Source organism: Gillisella vitis, assembly GCF_001541345.2.
In the GTDB taxonomy this organism is placed as follows: Bacteria; Pseudomonadota; Alphaproteobacteria; order Rhizobiales; family Rhizobiaceae; genus Allorhizobium; species Allorhizobium vitis.
In genome coordinates this window covers 40,283-59,464 of the sequence record NZ_LMVL02000012.1, presented here as the reverse complement: position 1 = coordinate 59,464, position 19,182 = coordinate 40,283, and the positions used below count along the sequence as shown (strand labels likewise).

At 56.4% G+C, this 19,182-nt stretch carries 18 protein-coding genes; 10 read left to right on the top strand and 8 right to left on the bottom strand.

Translation table 11 applies throughout. The annotated features are described in order from the left end of the window. On the bottom strand, nt 1-1,935 hold a 1,935-nt coding region (locus ASB66_RS25285), incomplete at its 3' end, for an ATP-binding protein (RefSeq protein WP_420094390.1). A 345-nt stretch (nt 1,936-2,280) separates the two neighbouring features. Between ASB66_RS25285 and ASB66_RS25275 the strand changes: the two genes are divergently transcribed. From ASB66_RS25275 to ASB66_RS25265, 3 genes are all read left to right on the top strand, one after another. Continuing rightward, nucleotides 2,281-4,059 (top strand): acetolactate synthase 3 large subunit, encoded by a 1,779-nt coding sequence (locus ASB66_RS25275; protein WP_156540950.1) that lies wholly within the window; start codon nt 2,281-2,283, stop codon nt 4,057-4,059. A gap of 20 nt (nt 4,060-4,079) precedes the next feature. Then, nucleotides 4,080-4,652: an acetolactate synthase small subunit gene (ilvN, locus tag ASB66_RS25270; RefSeq protein ID WP_060717844.1), complete on the top strand. Its 573-nt coding sequence runs from the start codon at nt 4,080-4,082 to the stop codon at nt 4,650-4,652. Nucleotides 4,653-4,853: 201 nt separating this feature from the next. Continuing rightward, nucleotides 4,854-5,168 (top strand): hypothetical protein, encoded by a 315-nt coding sequence (locus tag ASB66_RS25265; protein ID WP_141748763.1) that lies wholly within the window; start codon nt 4,854-4,856, stop codon nt 5,166-5,168. Nucleotides 5,169-5,187: 19 nt separating this feature from the next. On the opposite strand, the gene ASB66_RS25260 is transcribed toward ASB66_RS25265, so the two are convergent. Beyond that, entirely contained in the window at nt 5,188-6,033 is an 846-nt protein-coding gene (locus ASB66_RS25260) for an aldo/keto reductase (protein WP_060717846.1), read from the bottom strand. A gap of 172 nt (nt 6,034-6,205) precedes the next feature. Here ASB66_RS25260 and ASB66_RS25255 point away from each other — a divergent pair, with 172 nt between their 5' ends. Further along, nucleotides 6,206-7,336: an ATP-dependent DNA helicase gene (locus tag ASB66_RS25255; protein WP_060717892.1), complete on the top strand. Its 1,131-nt coding sequence runs from the start codon at nt 6,206-6,208 to the stop codon at nt 7,334-7,336. 42 nt (nt 7,337-7,378) lie between these two features. Here ASB66_RS25255 and ASB66_RS25250 read toward each other — a convergent pair whose 3' ends face one another. Then, nucleotides 7,379-8,071, bottom strand: a complete 693-nt coding sequence (locus ASB66_RS25250) for a MerR family transcriptional regulator (RefSeq protein WP_060717893.1) — start codon at nt 8,069-8,071, stop codon at nt 7,379-7,381. A 564-nt stretch (nt 8,072-8,635) separates the two neighbouring features. On the opposite strand from ASB66_RS25250, the gene ASB66_RS25245 reads away from it, so the two are divergent. Then, nucleotides 8,636-9,388 carry a pyridoxine 5'-phosphate synthase gene (locus tag ASB66_RS25245; RefSeq protein WP_060717847.1) on the top strand — a complete coding sequence of 251 codons (753 nt, stop codon included), beginning with the start codon at nt 8,636-8,638 and terminating at the stop codon, nt 9,386-9,388. A gap of 124 nt (nt 9,389-9,512) precedes the next feature. Here the strand turns inward: ASB66_RS25245 and ASB66_RS25240 are convergent, their stop codons facing one another. Next, nucleotides 9,513-10,388, bottom strand: a complete 876-nt coding sequence (locus ASB66_RS25240; RefSeq protein WP_060717848.1) for an SDR family oxidoreductase — start codon at nt 10,386-10,388, stop codon at nt 9,513-9,515. A 238-nt stretch (nt 10,389-10,626) separates the two neighbouring features. Between ASB66_RS25240 and ASB66_RS25235 the strand changes: the two genes are divergently transcribed. Continuing rightward, nucleotides 10,627-11,037 carry a winged helix-turn-helix transcriptional regulator gene (locus ASB66_RS25235; protein WP_060717849.1) on the top strand — a complete coding sequence of 137 codons (411 nt, stop codon included), beginning with the start codon at nt 10,627-10,629 and terminating at the stop codon, nt 11,035-11,037. A gap of 442 nt (nt 11,038-11,479) precedes the next feature. Beyond that, a complete protein-coding gene (locus ASB66_RS25230) occupies nt 11,480-13,255 on the top strand; it encodes a methyl-accepting chemotaxis protein (RefSeq protein ID WP_060717850.1) in 1,776 nt (591 codons plus the stop codon). Between the two features lie 78 nt (nt 13,256-13,333). Here ASB66_RS25230 and ASB66_RS25225 read toward each other — a convergent pair whose 3' ends face one another. From ASB66_RS25225 to ASB66_RS25215, 3 genes are all read right to left on the bottom strand, one after another. Then, nucleotides 13,334-14,548, bottom strand: coding sequence for an MFS transporter (locus ASB66_RS25225; RefSeq protein WP_060717851.1), 1,215 nt, complete (start codon nt 14,546-14,548; stop codon nt 13,334-13,336). Between the two features lie 173 nt (nt 14,549-14,721). Further along, nucleotides 14,722-15,342, bottom strand: coding sequence for a TetR/AcrR family transcriptional regulator (locus ASB66_RS25220; protein WP_114387027.1), 621 nt, complete (start codon nt 15,340-15,342; stop codon nt 14,722-14,724). A gap of 70 nt (nt 15,343-15,412) precedes the next feature. Continuing rightward, nucleotides 15,413-16,126: an aspartate/glutamate racemase family protein gene (locus tag ASB66_RS25215; protein ID WP_060717852.1), complete on the bottom strand. Its 714-nt coding sequence runs from the start codon at nt 16,124-16,126 to the stop codon at nt 15,413-15,415. Nucleotides 16,127-16,300: 174 nt separating this feature from the next. Here ASB66_RS25215 and ASB66_RS25210 point away from each other — a divergent pair, with 174 nt between their 5' ends. Further along, nucleotides 16,301-16,765, top strand: a complete 465-nt coding sequence (locus ASB66_RS25210; protein ID WP_060717853.1) for an Lrp/AsnC family transcriptional regulator — start codon at nt 16,301-16,303, stop codon at nt 16,763-16,765. Nucleotides 16,766-16,834: 69 nt separating this feature from the next. Here ASB66_RS25210 and ASB66_RS25205 read toward each other — a convergent pair whose 3' ends face one another. Then, complete coding sequence (locus ASB66_RS25205; RefSeq protein ID WP_060717854.1) at nt 16,835-17,062, bottom strand: hypothetical protein; 228 nt, start codon at nt 17,060-17,062, stop codon at nt 16,835-16,837. 445 nt (nt 17,063-17,507) lie between these two features. On the opposite strand from ASB66_RS25205, the gene ASB66_RS25200 reads away from it, so the two are divergent. Further along, entirely contained in the window at nt 17,508-17,804 is a 297-nt protein-coding gene (locus tag ASB66_RS25200) for a PRC-barrel domain-containing protein (RefSeq protein ID WP_060717855.1), read from the top strand. A 739-nt stretch (nt 17,805-18,543) separates the two neighbouring features. Continuing rightward, nucleotides 18,544-19,053: a peptide-methionine (S)-S-oxide reductase MsrA gene (gene msrA, locus ASB66_RS25190; RefSeq protein ID WP_060717856.1), complete on the top strand. Its 510-nt coding sequence runs from the start codon at nt 18,544-18,546 to the stop codon at nt 19,051-19,053. Nucleotides 19,054-19,182: the final 129 nt, after the last annotated feature.

Below are 19,182 nucleotides of genomic sequence, written 5' to 3'. Positions count from 1 at the left end.
GGGGGGAAGGCCGGAGGCGGGTTCGGGGCGGGGGGGAGCGGGGGAGATGCCAAGCTCAGTGCCGGGCAACATGTCGGGCCGGTAGGGCTCGATGGGCGGGCTGGGCAGGATCGGGCGCGGCGCTTCCGGCGGCTCGACGGTCGGGGCGCGGAATGGTTCGACAAGTGGGGTGGTGATTGTCGGCTCAGGAGTGGGGGCGAGCGGCCTGTACGCTTCTGGCTCCGGGACACGATAACTCTGTTGAAAGCCTGAAATATCCGGCTCAGCACTGGCGCGCATTCTTGAGATGACTTCGCTGAGGTCGATATTATCAGGCATGTCTTCAGAGGGAGCCAGCGTGCTGCCGCTGGCTTTGGGTAGGTGGCGTTGGTCCACCCGGTCAAACCGCATGCGCATCGGCACGGCAATCGCCTCGCCAAAGGCAATCGCCTCGCCGTTGCCAATTGAGGAAATGAAGCTGGTGGCGGAGATCGAGCTGTCGGGTAGGGCCTTGCGAATGATGGCCTGATCGCTTTCGTTGGAAAGCCGCATGGCAAAAACAGTAGAACATTGCGACAGGATGGTCTGGTCCAGCTCGCCCGGTCTTTGAGTGATGATGCCGAGCGAGACGCCGTATTTGCGGCCTTCCTTGGCGATCCGCGCAATGGCTTGCCGGGTCGGGAAAAAGCCAAGGCTGGGGTCTGCTGGCACATAGCGATGTGCTTCCTCGCAAACCACCAGCATATGGATCGCACCATTCGACCAGAGCGCCAGCTCAAAGGCCATGCGGCAGAGGACCGATGCGACGGAATTGACGATCTCGGATGGGATGCCCGCCAGCTGGAACGTTGAAATCGGCTTGCCATGGCCCGGCACGCGAAAGATATGCGCGACGGTTTCCATGATCGTATCGCTGATCGTATTGCTGGAGAACATGAAGCGATAGCGCGGATCGTTGACCGCCGACATGATCCGCATTTTCAGCGAACGCAAAGCGGGCTTTTCGTCGCGGCCTTCCAGCCTGCCGATCCGCTCGTCAATGGCGGCCAGCAGGTCCGACAATCGGTAAGGCACTGGTGTATCGGCGGTAAAGCCAGCCCGCTCGCTACGGCGCGTCAAACCTGCTTCTGCGCCTTTAAACGCGCGTTTGGCCTCCGGGATCAGGTCGCGTAGAACATCCAGCTCTTCGACGACGGCAGGCCTGCCCCGATAGAGCACTTCGGTCAGTTCGTCGAGACGCATCAGCCAGAAGGGCAGGTCCAGCGTGTCGGTGTCGATCACCACGGCCTGATTGCCAAAGGCTGCGGCAAATTCATTATGGGGATCGAGGATTAGCACCCGCAGCTTGGGGTCGGTGGCAATCGCCTTGTGCAGCAGCAAGGACACGGCAGTGGATTTTCCAACGCCGGTGGAGCCGACCACGGCGAAATGCTTGGAGAGCATGGAGGGGATATGGATGGTGGCGTCGATGGAATCGTCCTGGCTCAAGCGTCCGATCTTGCAACTGCCGCCTTCTTTCGAATCGTAGATCCGCTTCAGATCGGCGACGCGAATGCGGTGGGCTACGGCGCCCAGATAGGGATATTGGGTAATGCCTGAGGTAAAAACTTCGCGGCCATCCGGTCCCCGGCAGACCTCGCCCATCAACTCGACATCAACGATGAATCCGTTATCCCGATCTTCGCTCCACAGGCCGGTTTCGGTGCGCATGGCATAGACGAGCGCGACGACACGGTTTTCCCCGACGGTAATGGAAATCAGCCGCCCGACAGACCACAGCGACGTCAGGTCGGTGCCGCCTTCCTGGGCGGTGGCGGCAATCGTGGCGCGTGCGCCATTGCAGGCAACCACACGGCCTAGAAAACGATTGCCTGGAGTCATCTGGTCACGGCGATCCTGCCCGTCGGATGGGGTGGAAAGGGCGGAGCCAGAAAGTGGAAGATCAGGGTTTTGCAAAAGGCGCTCATCTGTGATGGACCGGGGTGCGGCAAGCGATGGTAGCCGCCTGCTGTTAAGATCCGGTATATCGTCTTGTCGGCAAGACGGGCGCAGATGCTTCGAAAATGTGCGCCTCCTGCCGCATTTGCAGGCTTTTTGCCGTTGACGCTTGCGGTCAGACTGGCTATCACTTTGCCCATGATCAATTTTAACATTCTTCTCGTGGTGGGTACGCGCATGGGCATGACGGTGTGACCGTCAGGCAATAGCCTCCCATGCGCGACAGACAGGCTCCTTCCAGGGGCCTTTTTTTATGGCCAAAATCACGATAACAGCAGCATTCGGGAAATATCGGGAGTAGACATGACTGGCACAGACAACAGGATGACCGGCGCGGAAATTGTTTTGAAGGCGCTGAAGGATAACGGGGTCGAGCATATATTCGGCTATCCTGGCGGCGCTGTGCTGCCGATCTATGATGAAATCTTCCAGCAGGACGAGATCCAGCACATTCTCGTGCGTCATGAGCAGGGTGCAGGCCATGCAGCCGAAGGCTATGCCCGCTCCACCGGCAAGGCAGGCGTCATGCTGGTCACCTCAGGCCCTGGCGCCACCAATGCCGTCACCCCCTTGCAGGACGCGCTGATGGACAGCATTCCGCTGGTCTGCCTGTCCGGCCAGGTGCCGACCACGCTAATTGGCTCTGATGCGTTTCAGGAATGCGACACGGTCGGCATTACCCGTCCCTGCACCAAGCACAATTGGCTGGTCAAGGATGTCAACGATCTGGCCCGAGTCATCCATGAAGCCTTCCGTATTGCCCAGACTGGCCGTCCCGGCCCTGTCGTCGTCGACATTCCAAAGGACGTGCAATTTGCCACCGGCACCTATACGCCGCCGGAAAACCACACGATCCAGCGCAGTTACCAGCCCAAGATGCAGGGCGATTCCAAGGCGATCCAGGCCGCTGTCGAGTTGATGGCCAGCGCCCGGCGTCCGGTGATCTATTCGGGTGGCGGCGTCGTCAATTCCGGGCCGGAAGCCTCCAAGCTGCTGCGCGAACTGGTCAGCCTCACCGATTTTCCGATCACCTCGACCCTGATGGGCCTGGGCAGCTATCCAGCTTCGGGTGAGAACTGGCTGGGCATGTTGGGCATGCACGGCTCCTATGAAGCCAATATGGCCATGCATGATTGCGACGTGATGGTCTGTATCGGCGCGCGGTTCGATGACCGCATCACCGGTCGTCTCAATGCGTTTTCGCCGAATTCCAAGAAGATCCATATCGATATCGATCCGTCCTCGATCAACAAGACGGTGCGTGTCGATATTCCGATCACCGGCGACATCGCCCATGTTCTGGAAGACATGGTGCGTCAATGGCGGGCGCTGGCGAAAAAGCCGGATGCGGCGCAGACGGCGGAATGGAAGGCCAGCGTTGCCGGTTGGAAGGCCCGCAAGTCCTTCTCCTATACGCCGTCCAAGGATGTGATCATGCCGCAATACGCCATCGAGCGGTTGTCGGCGCTGACATTGGGGCATGACACTTATATCACCACCGAAGTTGGCCAGCACCAGATGTGGGCGGCTCAGTATTTCGGTTTCGAACAGCCGAACCGCTGGATGACCTCGGGTGGCCTCGGCACGATGGGCTATGGTTTCCCGGCGGCGATCGGCGTGCAGATCGCTCATCCGGAAAGCCTGGTCATCGATATCGCCGGCGATGCCTCGATCCAGATGTGCATCCAGGAAATGTCCTGCGCCGTGCAATATAACGCGCCGGTGAAGATCTTCATTCTCAACAACCAATACATGGGCATGGTGCGCCAATGGCAGCAATTGCTGCACGGCAACCGGCTGTCCAACTCCTACACCGAAGCCATGCCTGATTTCGTCAAGCTGGCGGAAGCCTATGGCGCGGTCGGCATTCGCTGCGAAAAGCCGGATCAACTGGATGATGCGATCCTGGAGATGATCAACGTCAAGAAGCCTGTCATCTTCGACTGCCGGGTGGCGAACCTCGCCAATTGCTTCCCGATGATCCCATCGGGCAAGGCGCATAACGAAATGCTGTTGCCGGACGAGGCGACGGACGATGCGGTGGCAACGGCCATCGATGCCAAGGGCCGTCAGCTCGTTTAACACCAGGAGGAGCAAGAGTTATGAACGCACATCTACAACCGACCGGTTCGGCTTATTTCATCTCCCCGGAAACGGCGGCCGTCGAGAACCACACGCTTTCGGTGCTGGTCGATAACGAGCCGGGCGTTCTCGCCCGTGTCATCGGCCTGTTTTCCGGGCGCGGCTACAATATCGAAAGCCTGACCGTCTCTGAAACCGAGCATGAGGCGCATCTGTCGCGCATTACCATCGTCACCCGTGGTACGCCACTGGTGCTGGAGCAGATCAAAGCGCAGCTGGAGCGGATTATTCCTGTGCACCGGGTTCTGGATTTGACCGTGCGCGCTCGCCAGCTTGGCCAGGAACGGCCAATTGAGCGGGAAGTGGCGCTGGTGAAGGTGGTTTCAACAGGCGAAATGCGGGCTGAAACGCTACGGCTGGCCGATGCCTTCCACGCCAAGGTGGTGGATGCCACGGTCGATCACTTCATTTTCGAGTTGACGGGGAAATCATCGAAGATCGACCAGTTCGTATCGATCATGAAGCCGCTGGGGCTGAACGAAGTCTGCCGCACTGGCATCGCCGCCATGAACCGTGGTTCGCAGGGTATGTGATTGCTACCCTGTTGCTGCTGAACTACTCGAGGGCGCACCCAGCTTTAATCCGGATGCGCCCTTTGTTTTCCCCAGAGCTGTTCGCTCGTACCTCTTGACAAGTAGGCTGCACTACACGGGCTTGTGATTTTCGCTTTGCGCCCTGGTTTGAACAAAAGTGCTAATGGCGCGTTAACGGCTTACCAAACACGGGAGCCTGCCATGAAAGCAGCAACAGTCGTAATACTTATCGCATCCTTGTCTCTTCCGGCTGGTCTTGCGGCAAAGGGACTTGTTGAACGCCAAATACCTTCGGCGTCTTTTGTCAGCGCGTCACCGGTGATTGATTCTCCATTTTCCGAGGTCAAGCTACCTAAAACCTCGCGCCTTCCCCTTGAGCACGAACCGCCGCATGACGAGCAGAGCGCTCTAGGCGATGACGGGTCGAGTGAATGGGCGCTGGATTGCTACGATGCCTATGGTGCGGATGGTGAGGCGGCTAGCCAGGCAAGCCTGCAGGCCTGTTTGAAGGGCTGATGGCGTATAGCTGTTTCGATCACAGCATTTCCAGAGGCTGCTTTCGTTGCGGCGGTGGAAATGCAGCATCGAGCCGCGCCAGATCGTCTTCCGTTAGTTCTAGATCGACCGATCCACGGTTTTCTTCGATGCGGGTTGTGGCTGTAGTCTTCGGGATCGGCAACACGTTGTCGCGCTCAAGCAGAAAAGCGAGCGCCACCTGAGCAGGCGTAGCCTGATTGGCCTTCGCCACATGGATCAATTCGGGGTGACGGAGTAGTCGTCCCTGTTCGATCGGCGAATAGGCCATAATGGCGATGCCGTGTTCCTGACACCAGGGAATAAGATCGTATTCCACGCCACGGCGGCTCAGATTGTAGAGGATCTGGTTGGCTTGGCAGTTTGCGCCGTTCTCCACGGCAAACAGCTCCTCCATATCATCGACGTCGAAATTCGAGACGCCCCAGGCTTTGATCTTGCCCTGACGTTTTAGTGTCTCAAAGGCATCGACTGTGTCTGTCAACGGGTGTTCGCCGCGCCAGTGCAGCAGATAGAGATCGAGGCAATCAGTGTCGAGCCGCTTGAGGCTTCCTTCGCAGGCACTGATTGTACCGTCACGACTGGCATTCCACGGTGCGACCTTCGAGACGAGGTAAGCTTCGTTTCTGCGGGTTTTCAAGGCTTGGCCGGCGATGTGCTCTGAACCCCCATCTGCGTAAATTTCAGCGGTGTCGATCACCGTCATGCCGAGATCGAGCGCATGGTTCACGGCGGCGATTTCATCTGTCGCCGCATCTGAAACCTCGCCCATCATCCATGTGCCGAGGCCAAGAGCTGGCAGGATCTGGCCGGAAGGTAAGGTAATCGTGGGAAGGCTATCGTTCATGCTCTTGCTCCAAATTGTCCGGTCAGGATAACAGCGTGGCTGGGACGGGCAAGTTGGAAACGGCAATGGATGTTACCGACATAATCTGCTGCTGGTCGTAAGCCTGTGGCCTATGCTGGCATAAAGCGCTTTGTCCTTGCTTTTGCCCCGCGAATCCGCGCATTTCCTAGCCATGGAATTTGCACCTCAACAGGATGAAGCTCTCAAGGCCGTTGCCAAATGGCTGAAGGAGGGAAAGACCCCGGTTTTCCGTCTGTTCGGCTATGCCGGGACCGGCAAGACCACGCTTGCCCGACATTTTGCCGAGAATGTCGATGGGGATGTGTTGTTTGCGGCCTTTACCGGCAAGGCGGCGCAGGTCTTGCGCTCACGCGGCGCGACGACGGCGCGCACTATTCACTCGCTGATTTACCGTCCGCGAGGCGAAGAGGAAGTGTCGGACGAGGAAACCGGCAAGACCTCGATGACACCGATGTTTTCCGTCAACCGTCAAAGCCCGGTGGCCAAGGCCGCCCTGATCGTCATCGACGAATGCTCAATGGTCGATGAGCAGCTTGGCCGTGACTTGATGAGCTTCGGCACGCCCATTCTGGTTCTGGGCGATCCAGGCCAGTTGCCGCCAGTGACAGGCGGCGGGTTCTTTACCGAGCAGGAACCGGACTATCTGCTGACGGATATTCATCGCCAGGCACGAGACAATCCGATCATCCAGCTGGCCATGCAGATTCGCGAAGGCAAGGAAATCATGCATGGCGATTACGGCAGTACGGCGCGGGTGATTTCCAAGAACGAGGTGACGCAGGATCTGGTGCTGAATTGCGACCAGGTTCTGGTCGGCACCAACAAAACGCGGCGGCGCTATAACAAGCGGCTGCGCGAATTGAAGGGCTTTACCGCCGATTACCCGCAATCCGGCGACAAACTGGTCTGCCTGCGCAATGATCAGGTCAAGGGCCTGTTGAACGGCTCGCTTTGGCAGGTGATGACCTCTTCGCGAGAGACGGTGAAACCCGGCATGAACCTGCTGATCAAGCCGGAAGACGACGACATGGATCGCGGCGCGGCCAAGATCAAGCTGCTGAAAGCGGCCTTCGAAGACGTCGAGACTGAAATTCCCTGGACGACGCGCAAGCGTTATGACGAGTTTGATTATGGCTATGCGCTGACGGTGCATAAGGCCCAGGGCTCGCAGTGGAACAATGTCGTGCTGTTTGATGAAAGCTGGGCGTTTCGTGATACGCGCGAGCGTTGGCTCTATACCGCAGTGACCCGTGCGGCAGAGACACTGACCATTGTGCGATAAAGCGGGCGGTAAGGGCGCTATCAGGTTTTCTGGTCGCCTTGTCTAATTGGCGACGATGCCCAGCAGAACCGCTTTTGCCACCGCCTGGAACCGGTTTGTCGCTTGGACCTTGCGCATGATGCTGGCTTCCAGCGCAATCACGGCTTCGAAGGTCATTTGCATGGTTCGTGCCACCCGCACCTGGGTATAGCCTTCCGCCATCAACGACAGGCAGTGATGCTCCAGTTCGGTTAGATCTATGCCGTGGCGCAGTACCGGCATCTCTGTTTCGTCCTGGTCTTCTTCGCGGGTGAGAAGGCTGTTGATCTGCTCGATCTGGCGAAACATCATGGATTGCGATGCAATCAATTCCCGTTTTCGGGCCTCCAGCGCTGCGTTGAGAAGCTCATTGGCCTGCGCCTGAGAGAGGGTGCCGTTCAACTCGGCAAAAAGATCCTGAATGGCGGCTATCGGCATGCCGATCTCCCGGCAGGTGTTGATCAGCGCCATGCGGATAATGTCTCGATGATAATAGACCCGCATCAGCCCCATGCGGCTTGAGGAGAGGAGATTTTTTTCCTCATAGAAATGCAGGGTTCTGTGGGTGACACCAAACAGATTGGCCATGTCGGAAATTGCCACCGGCTCCGGTGGTAGATCTTCGGGCAAAGGCAGATCCGGCATCATGGCAAGACCTGCTTTCAGGATGGGAGTGATGGATTCGGTAACGTCAAGAAAGTCGGGCTGGCCTGCCATGCGATAAGTCCCCCTTGTCCCGATAATGTCGGGAAATATTTTCATTTCGTTCCAATATCGTTCTCGGTTGATCTCTCCGGTGGTTGCGGTATTCTATTTTACTACCCTGGAGAGGTGGTCGCTTTGTTCTCGAAACCTGGAAATACTTGAAGCCCCCGCTAAAGAATTTCCAAAACGTGATGATGTCCGATCTGAAGGTGTTCGATCTAAACACTTGTTTGTAATATTATCATCAGTTTTACTAAAATTCAAACCCATGGTTTTTAGGGCTTCGGATGTTTTCTTCGCGGTCATTTTTCGGACATCAAGATTCGAACACGCTTTCACGCTTGCCAGTGCTGTTCACCCCAGATGGATTTACGGTTCGGTTGGCCCAAAACAGGGGGCAGCAAAGCAAGTCCCCATTTTATCCGGTAATTTCTGGCGACCGATCATCAATTTCCATCGATTTATTGCATAATCTCGTTGGTCTTTTCTGCGTCAAGGTTTTACAGAAGTGGATGGACGGCGATGACCGTCGGGGTGCGGACTTGGAGCGCCGCAGCAAGAAAACGGGTTTCGCCAATGCCAGCAAAATTATCCGTCAATTTGAATGCCATCGCCATGCTGCGGAACCGGCGCGATCTTCCCTGGCCGGATGTCCGGCATTTCGGTCGCCTGGCGCTTCAGGCTGGTGCCCAAGGCCTGACGGTTCATCCGCGGCCCGACCAGCGACATGTCCGGTTCAGCGACCTGCCGCTGCTGCGGGCGTTGATCGATGACGAGTTTCCAAAGGCCGAGTTCAATATCGAGGGTTATCCCAGCGAAGATTTTCTACAGCTTTGCGAAGAAGCGCAGCCGGAGCAGGTGACTTTGGTCCCGGATGACCCGTCTCAGGCTACATCTGATCATGGCTGGGATTTCGCCGCGCATCAAGTGTTTTTGACAGATGTCGTTGCGCGATTGAAGGCGGCAGGCATGCGGGTTTCCCTGTTTGCTGATGGCGATGGGAATGCACAGGCGGTTGCCACGGCCAAGGCGACCGGCGCCGACCGGATCGAGCTTTACACCGGGCCGTATGGCGGCTGCTACGACGCGCCGGAAAAAGCGGCTCGGGAACTTTCGCTTCTGGGGGCAACCGCTGATGCGGCGCATGCTCAGGGCATGGGCGTCAATGGCGGTCATGACCTGACAGTCGCCAACCTCCCTGCGCTGGCGGAGCGAATTCCGTTCCTGGCCGAGGTGTCTATCGGTCATGCGCTGACGGCGGACGCGCTGGAATTCGGCATGGCCGAAACCGTTCGGCGTTTTCGCCGGGCCTGTGGCGAGCTGGTTTGAAGTCCGCGTGCCATTTATCCAGAAATTCCAGATGGGCCATCCAGAATGACGCCATGCTGAGCAGAGATTGCTTGGCGTCATTCTGAGGTCACGGGAGCCTGTCTCGGTGGTCGATATGGATCGATCAGCCGATGAGGGAGGTCTTGTTTGCTTCGATGAAGGCCTCTAGCGACAGCAATGGATGACCCGACAAGCTTTGCGCGTCATCGGTTATCACATCCAGGTCACCGGCGCGGATGGCCGTATCGATTGAGGCGAACACCGGCGCTACGGGTTTGGGAACGCCGGCAGCGACCATGCCGTCTTCCAACTGCTGGTCGGTGATGTCGACCACGGCAAGCGGCTTGCCCGTGGCTTTTTCGGCGAGAGCGGCAATCTCTCTGTTACTATAGGCGCGGCTGCCGCTGAGCGTATAGATGATGTTTTCGGCCACAGGCTTGGCCAGAGCGCTGGCAATGGCGCGGGCAATGTCCTCTCGGGCGATATAGGCGGTCTTGCCCTCTCCGGCGGATGTATGCCACTGGCCGCTGGCCAGAGCCGATGGCAGCGTCAGAAACAGATTTTCCATGTACCAGTTGTTGCGCAAAATCGTATAGGCGAGGCCCGAAGCCTTGATGGCCTGTTCGGTCTGCGCATGTTCGGGGGCAAACAGGATCTTGGATGTGTCCGGATTTGGCATGGATGTGTAGAAAATCCGGCCGACTTTGGCATTGGCCGCGGCGGCAATCGCTGCCTTGTGTTGCTCGACGCGCGAACCAATGGCGTCGGTGGAAATGATCAACAGCCGGTCGATGCCTGAAAAGGCCTGGTCAAGCGATGCCGGATCGGTGAAGTCGGCTCGTCGCGTTTCGATGCCCTTCGCGGTAAGATCCGCCAAGCCCGACGGGTTGCGGCTGGCAGCGACGATATCAGCAGCGGCAATATTCTGGCTTTCCAGCAGATGGTTGATGACAAGTCTTCCAAGCTTTCCAGACGCTCCGGTAATCAGTATTTTGGTCATATTTCTCTATCCCAGCTCCTGCATAATTCCCTGAACCGGAATTGGTTGAAGGGAAAATTATCCAGCGGATATAAAGTGTTACAGAGCTGTCTCCACGTTTTATAAAACGCACGGACTGTAAAACTCTATACCCTATTATCTTGTTGCTCTCAATTTGAGACCAGCACTATAATCAGTCTTTTGAAACTGCTGTAAAGAAGGCAGTTTTAGCACCTTTGGTTACAGAAAGGGTACCATCATGAACGATGTCACGCAGCGCGCGCTCTCGCAGACAACGGCGAGGGGGGTAAGCAAAAGCAAGCGGGCGGAAGACAATTGCCCGGTGCGCTCGGTTATTTCCCATGTCGGCGACAAATGGTCGACGCTCATTCTAGGTTCGCTTGCCGAGAAACCCTATCGCTTCGGTGAGCTTCGACGCCTGGTGCCGGATATTTCGCAGCGTATGCTGACCCAGACCCTGAGAGACCTGCAACGCGATGGTTATGTCCACCGGCGGGTTTTTCCCACCAAGCCGCCCAGCGTAGAATATGGTCTGACGGAGATGGGTGAGCAGCTGGTATTTTCACTCAAACACCTAGTGGAATTTGCCATCGACAATCATGGCCGCGTGGTCGAGGCTCGCGCTCGGTTCGATATGCAGAATGTTTGAGACTGAACGCCTGCATAGTTTCCTAAATCGGCGTGGATTTAAGGAGAAAATTATCCCACATATATAAAGAGCGAGAGCGCCGTGCGCCATCTATGGCGCACGACCAGACCATACCGAATTGGTTCTTTGATAACGCCAGACATTGACGCGAGCCAGACTGGTTCTGGACTAAAAAAAGCCAACCATCATGCATGGTCGAATGGCACCGCGTCCTGCGTTTTATCAAGGATATATTATTTAAGTATTTGATTTAATTTTATAATTTTTGAAATTTTTTCACGTGTTGTAGATTTTGAATTAGCTAATTTATTAATAGATTATAGGGGGATTGCGGCTACACTTCATGCTGGCAATGTCATTTTGGTTGGTATCCGCGACGCTCTAGACAGAACAGAGCCTGTTCTCGCGCCTTCCTCACTTCGTCGGAAAGGGACTACACGTAATGTTTGGAATTTCTAGTGCCGCTCGGATGCAGACTCAATCTTTGAAGCTGATTACCGCCAATATTATGATCTCGGACGCTGATCTTAATATTCGCTATATGAACGAATCCGTCATGGAACTGCTTAAGGAAGCCGAATCCGACCTCAAGAAGGAACTTCCACGCTTTGATTTCAATAAGCTGATTGGCAGCAATATCGATATTTTTCACAAAAACCCTTCCCATCAGCGCAATATGCTGGCTGCTCTCAAAACGCAGCACCGGGCGACGATTTGGGTTGGTCACCGCGCATTCGATCTCATCGTCACGCCGCTGCGCGAAAGTGGAAAGACAACTGGCTTTGTTGTCGAGTGGGCCAATGCCAAGGAGCGATTGCAGAACCTGGATTACCAGGGGCAGATGATGGCGATCAGCCGTTCTCAAGGCATTATCGAGTTTACCACGGAAGGTGAGATCGTCACCGCCAACGAAAACTTTCTCAAAGCGATTGATTATAAACTGGACGACATAAAGGGTCGCCACCACAGCATGCTGGTTGACCCCGAATACGCAAAATCCACCGCTTACCAGGAGTTCTGGGCTGGCTTGCGCCGCGGTGAAGTTCAATCGGCAGAGTTCATTCGCTACGGCAGGAATGGAAAGAAGGTGGTGATCAATGCCGCCTATAACCCGATCCTTGATGCCAAGGGCAAGGTTACAAAGGTGGTCAAGTTTGCCACTGACGTGACAGAAAGAGTGAATGCGGTCAATGCGATTGGCACTGCCCTGACGCGGCTGGCGCAGGGTGATTTGACCTTCACTCTGGACAACCCGTTTGCGCCGGATTTTGAAGAACTGCGCCGCACGATGAATGATGCGTTGCTCCAGATGCGCAACACGCTTGGCGCGGTGGCGCATTCAACCAGTCAGATCGACAATGGCACGCGCGAAATCAGCCAGAGCGCAGAAGATCTGTCCAAGCGGACCGAGCAGCAGGCCGCCTCCCTGGAAGAGACCGCTGCGGCGCTTGACGAAATTACCGTCAATGTCTCGAATGCATCAAAACGTGCAGAAGAAGCCCGTCATTCGGCATCGACAGCCAGCGACAATGCGGTGCGCTCTTCAAAGGTGGTTGAGGATGCGGTTGGCGCGATGTCGCGCATTGAAAATTCGTCCAATCAGATTTCCAATATCATTGGGGTGATCGACGAAATCGCTTTCCAGACTAATCTGCTGGCGCTGAATGCCGGTGTCGAGGCGGCTCGTGCCGGTGAAGCAGGCAAGGGCTTCGCCGTGGTCGCACAAGAGGTTCGCGAACTGGCGCAAAGATCCGCTCAGGCCGCCAAGGAAATCAAGGAACTGATCCGCAATTCTTCAAACGAGGTCAGCACCGGGGTAAGACTGGTGAGCGAAACGGGCGAGGCGCTTCGGACGATCCAGCAGAATATCGTTGCGGTCAATGAACATATGGAAGCCATTACCAGTTCGGCTCGCGAGCAGGCCACCGGGCTTTCCGAAGTCAATGCGGCCGTCAACCAGATGGATCAGGTGACACAACAAAACGCGGCGATGGTGGAAGAGACAAATGCGGCCAGCGCATCGCTTGCCCAGGAAACGGCGCGTCTGCGTGAGTTGATTGAAAAGTTCCAGCTGGGTGGAACCGGCATGAGGCCTTCGTCACGCCAGCTTGGCGCGGCGACGTCAGCACATCGGCCCACGACATCGCCCGCACGAGAGTTGATGTCGAAGGTGGCGGGTTCTGTCGCATCTCAATCCGGCGGCTGGAGCGAGTTTTAAAAACTGAGTAAATTTAAACCGTTGCAGCGCCGTGCGTTTTATAAAACGCACGGCGCTTCCTATTAGGCTCTTTAGATTTTAGGCCGTTTGCTGGTGTTCCGTCAGCAGCAGCACAAGCGAGGCGGCGGGAAAGCAAAGGCCGATCCAGGCGGTCAGCGACCATCCGCCTGTCGCATAGGCCCAGCCGCCGATGGCTGAGCCAAGCGCTCCGCCAAGAAAGAATGTCGCCATATAGATGCCGTTGAGCCGGCTGCGGTGGGCGGCTGTCATCGAATAGATGATGCGCTGGCCGCTGATCAGATTGGCTTGCACACCGAAATCCAGGGTAATGGCGGCGAGTGTCAGGCAGATCACGCCGGTGATCGGCGAGGTTTCAATAGCATAACGGCCAAGCAGGAACGCAGCGATGCCCATGACCATGGCACCGATGGAAATCTGCCGGGTCAGGCCGCGATCGGCCATCCGTCCGGCAATGGGGGAGGCAATGGCACCAGATGCCCCGGCGAGTGCAAACAGCGCGATACCATTTTGGCTCAGGCCAAAATGCGGGCCAGACAGCAGCAGCGGCGTCGTGGTCCAGAACAGGCTGAAGGCACCGAACATGCCGGCCTGATAAAGCGCCCGGCGCTGGAGCACGCGGTTGGTCAGCGCCATGTGGGCCATGGAGGACAAAAGGGCGCCATAGCCGATCTGCGCATGGGGTTGGCGACGGGGCAGGGTCATGCCGAGCACCACCATCAGTCCGAGCATCGCGACCGCCGAAAGGACGTAGATGACATGCCAGGAGGATGCCTCGGCGATGAAGCTGGCAATGGGCCGCGCCAGCATGATGCCGCAGAGCAGCCCGCTCATGACATTGCCGACAACCCGTCCGCGCGAGGCATCCGGCGCCATGCTGGCGGCAAAGGGAACCAGAACCTGGGCGGCTGCGGAGGCAAGGCCAATACCAAGGCAGGCCAGCAGAAAAAGGCCCGGTGAGGTCGAAAGCGCACCGCCCAGCAGGGCCAGCGCGGCAAGACCAATCAGGATGATCACCAGCTTGCGGTTTTCGATCAGATCACCCAGCGGCACCAGCAGCAGCAGGCCGAGACAGTAACCGAGTTGGGTGAGGGTGACGATCAGGCCCGTTGCCTGGGGCGAGAACCCCAAATCCGCGCTGATCGGCCCGGCCAGCGGCTGGCCGTAATAGAGATTGGCGGCGATAAGCCCGCAGGCCAGGGCGAAGATAAAGGTCAGGACTGGTGATAGAGCGTGTTCTGCGTCATGCCGCAAAAGCGGGCTGGAAAGGGTCATGGTGGTTGCTTCTCGGCTTGGGGCGCCATGGTTTTGGGAGGACACCATGGTACTGGTGTGAGCGGGGACTGGTGTGAGTGAGTGCCTGTTGAATGGTTCAGCGAATAGAAAGTGTTACGGCTAACCTCACCGCACCATGCTGCTGCGCAATGCGGTAACGGATGAAATCCTGTTCAGTCCAAAAGCCGCAGTGCCGCTTGCGCCACGGCCTGCATCTCGTCTTCTGTCCGGCCTGTCTTGCCGACCACGCGCATGCCCATCGTCAGGCAGAGCAGGGCGCTGGAGATGACATCGGCATTAAGATCGGCTCGGATCGAGCCATCGGCCTGTCCGGTGACAATCTGGTCCTTCAAGCGTTGCTGGTTGGCGGTAAACGCCTGTTCGACCCGGGCGGAGGCTTCCGCATCCAGCAAGGCCAGATCATTGGCGCCGCCGACGACGAGGCAGCCACGCTTGCCTGCCGCGCCATGGGCGTGTTCGGCATAATGCTGCAAAAGGGCAAATAGCTTTTCCCGCCCGGTCTTAAGCGGTGCCATGCGCTTCAGGATCATCGCATGGCGTACCGACCAATAGCGGTCGAAGGCGGCCAGAAAAACGCCGCGCTTGTCGCCGAACGCTTTGTAGATACTGCCTGCCGTTAACCCCATGGCTTCGGCAAGTTCACTGATCGAGGCGGCCTGATAGCCGCGTTCGGAAAACACCACCAAGGCAGCGTCCAGCGCCACGTCCGTGTCGAATTCCCGAGGGCGACCCGCTGGTCTGCCGGATTTTGTTGGCTGGTTCATCATGGTCATACAATAGGAAATGATCGTTTCCAAATCAAGCAAAAAATTGACTGCGATCAACAAACCGCAGTCAATGCGTTCAGGCGATCTTCTTAACCTCTTGCGGAGTAAGCGAAAACTCTACCGCAGACCCACAATGAATGGCGGTGGAATCAAAGCCCGGCAGGCAAAGATCGTTTGGATTGAGCAAAAGGCAAATCTCGGTGCAGCCGAGAATGACGCAATCGGCACCGTCTGCCTTGGCCTTTTCTATGATCGACTGATAGGCCGCCCGCGATTGTTGTTCGACCCGGCCAGCGCAGAGTTCGTCGAAAATCACATCATGGACAGTGCCGCGATCCTCTGAGCATGGCACCATGGGCAGCAGGCCGAGGGCGCGCATGCGATCGGTGTAAAAGCCATGCTCCATCGTGTAGCGGGTGGCGAGCAGCAGGGGCCGTTTGAAGCCAGCGTCTTTGATGGCCTGGGCTGTTGCATCTACAATATGAATAAGCGGCACGGAAACACGCGCTGCCACGGCATCGGCAATCAGATGCATGGTGTTGGTGCAGATCAGCACGCATTCGGCACCGGCGCGCTCCAGGGCCGCAGCGGCATCGCCCAGCACCTTTTCCGCCAGATCCCAACGGCCTGCCTTCTGGTAGCCAACGATCTGCGAAAAATCGACTGACCGCATGACGATTTCAGCCGATGCCAAACCGCCCAACTGATGGCGAACCGCTTCGTTGATAAGCCGATAGTAAACCGCCGAGCTTTCAAAACTCATTCCGCCAATCAAGCCGATCATCCGCATAGTCGTGTTCCCCTAGTGTCTTTGGTGGTGATGAACAGAACTATGCCAGTGGATTGAAGCGGTTGATTTGCAAATTTCTCGAAAATCGGGTTAGGCTCTGCATGAAAATTGCGAGAAAGGTTGGAAATGCGCGTGTAGTTTGCGTGTCTATCCTGAAGAGCGGAGAATTAAGGCGTGATTGATGAGAGAGACAGAAAGATTCTGGACCTGCTGCAACGAGATGCCGCCATTGCCGTGAGCGATCTGGCTGATAAGGTTGCTCTTTCGGTTTCGGCCTGTTCGCGCCGGATTCAGAAGCTGGAAGAGGGTGGGTATATCGAGCGACGGATCGCCGTGCTTAATCGCGACAAGGTGGGCGTGCCGACAACCGTGTATGCCTTGGTAAAAACCGCCCATCATACCGATGAATGGACTGAGGAATTTCGCCGGGCGATCACCGATATCGCCGAAATTGTCGAGGCGCATCGCCTGACCGGCCATCATGATTATATCTTGAAGATTGTCCTGCCACGGGTCGAGCATTACGACGTTGTCTATCGTCGGCTGGTGCGGCGTATCGAGCTTTTCGATGTGTCCGCCTCGATCTCGATGGAGACGATGAAAAGCGGTTCTGCGGTGCCGGTGGATTATGCTGTGTGACAACAGGCGAAACGCCGAAAGACCGGCGCTTCGCTTACTGATGAGTCCCGACAGGGATGGTCGCGGCAATCAGCCGTTAAATTCGTTGCGGTGATGCGGCTTCTTTGTGGGAGCCTTGAACTGCCATTCGCTGCTGGAAGACTGCTGGCTGCTGTCGCTCGAGTTCAGTTGCGCAGCCGTCTGCGTGGACGCAGTGGTCTGGGCAGGCTGGGTGGTGGTCTTTGTCGTGGTTGCGGCAAACGATGCCGATGCACCGATCAGGCTTGCGAACACGACTGTTGCGATAAAGGTCTTCATGGATCTCTCCAACTTTACAAGTGGATAAAATTAAGTCGAACTCTTCGGTTCGATGCCTGGAATCTGGGCGCTTTTGCTGCGCTTTGCAACGGCGCGCGCCTGACCGAAAAGGCATTGCAGGCATGCGTTGGTGCCTCTTGTCGAGTTATGGTTGCAAAAATCTAGCAAAATCAGCCTATTAATTGTGCTATCTCCACGGATTTTCGCCTTGGGCAGTCTGCTCTCGGCAGTCTCACTTCCTTTTGATGCGGAACAGCGTTTGGAAGACACGGATGTGATGCAAAATTGTGCAATGGTCGCGTTATGCGATGGCTCTGCCAGATAGGGTGCGAAGAAGTGCCGGAGATTCGATCCTGACTCTCTGTACACGCTTTGGTTTGTTAAGCAGGGAACAAACCTCTGCCCCGTTGGTTACCTCTACAGTACAAACAAGGAGGATAACCCAATGGATCATACCAATCACGTTCGTCTCACCACTGCTGAACTCACCCCTGCCGTGCTCGAAGGTGCAACCATTTATGGTGCTGACGATCACAAGGTCGGCAAGCTGGATCACGTCCATGGTCTGGGTGCCAGCGGCACTGCGATCATCGATGTCGGCGGCTTCCTGGGTATCGGCGCAAAGCCGGTCGGCGTTCCCTTGTCGGATCTCCAATTCATGCGGGATGAAGATGGCGACGTCCATGCCGTCACCACATGGACGAAGGATCAGCTGAAGGACATGCCTGCGCATAAGGATTAATCGTCCCAGGCATTCGCGAGGCAAGATTTCCATGACGTATGTTATGTGAAATTCCACTTAAATACGATATTATGGCCACCTTGGGATCAGGGTGGCCATTTTCATGGGATATAGAGCTGATTTAGGCCGGGAATGGGACCGTCGGTGGCGGCGCGACCTGAACGCCGTTTATGGATATTCTGGACCTGCGCCCCGACGAAGGTGTTCTCGACCCATAGACCGGACTGGCCTTTTCATGAGATTGGCGGTTTTTTCGGCAGTAGTTTGTGTGATGCCAACCTTTTTACACGCTGAAAATCTCCCCTGTAGTGGTCGTAAGGCGGGCATCGCAATGTGTCGCGGCGATCTTTTTGTCTGTAATGATGGCTCAATCAGCGCCAGCAAGAAGTCATGCTCGAGATTTATGGAGGGAACGGAAGGTCGGACGGATGGTCCTGCGTTCAACCTGACACCGCCCATGGCTCCATTTTTGGCCCCATCTTCGGCCCCATCTTCGGAAGAATCTTGCTCATGCCGTTCCGGCAGCTTTTGCGTTGGTCCCCGGGGTGGGCGGTTCTGCCTTACCGATAACGGTACAAAAAGCTACATGAGGAGATGACTTTCCACTTTTTGTCGGGCAGGGGCGGGTGGATTATTCTGCCGCCATGGGCATCAAGGCCGTTACTATGCCGATTGGCCGCTGGAAACAGGGTGTTATAGTTCCTACATAGATTGCATTCCAACCATAGGAGATACGTCCATGACGAGTGAGCGCGCAGTGTTGGCAGGCGGTTGCTTCTGGGGCATGCAGGACCTGATCCGCAAGCGTCCCGGGGTAATCTCTACCCGAGTGGGATATTCCGGCGGCGATGTCGCGAACGCGACCTATCGCAATCATGGAACGCATGCCGAGGCGATTGAAATTATCTTCGATCCATCAAAGGTGAGCTTTCGCGATCTCCTGGAGTTCTTCTTCCAGATCCATGATCCAAGCACGCCCAATCGACAGGGAAATGATGTCGGCGTCAGCTATCGTTCCGCGATCTTCTACACGAGTGAAGAGCAGAAAAAGATTGCCGCGGACACCATTGCCGACGTGGATGCTTCCGGCATCTGGCCTGGCAAGGTGGTGACCGAACTTGCGCCTGTGGGCGATTTCTGGCAGGCCGAACCGGAGCATCAGGATTATCTTGAGCGCATTCCAAACGGCTATACCTGCCATTTTCCGCGGCCAAATTGGAAACTGCCGAAACGTCAGGCCGTGGCATAACCGCCGTTTAAAGACATTCCGCATTTTGAAGGCGGCAGTTTCTCGATTTTTCTCTCAGCGTCTTGCCTTGAGATCATTAAGCATTTCCGCTTTTCAGTGAAACGCGGAAATGCTCCTTCTCTCCGTTTT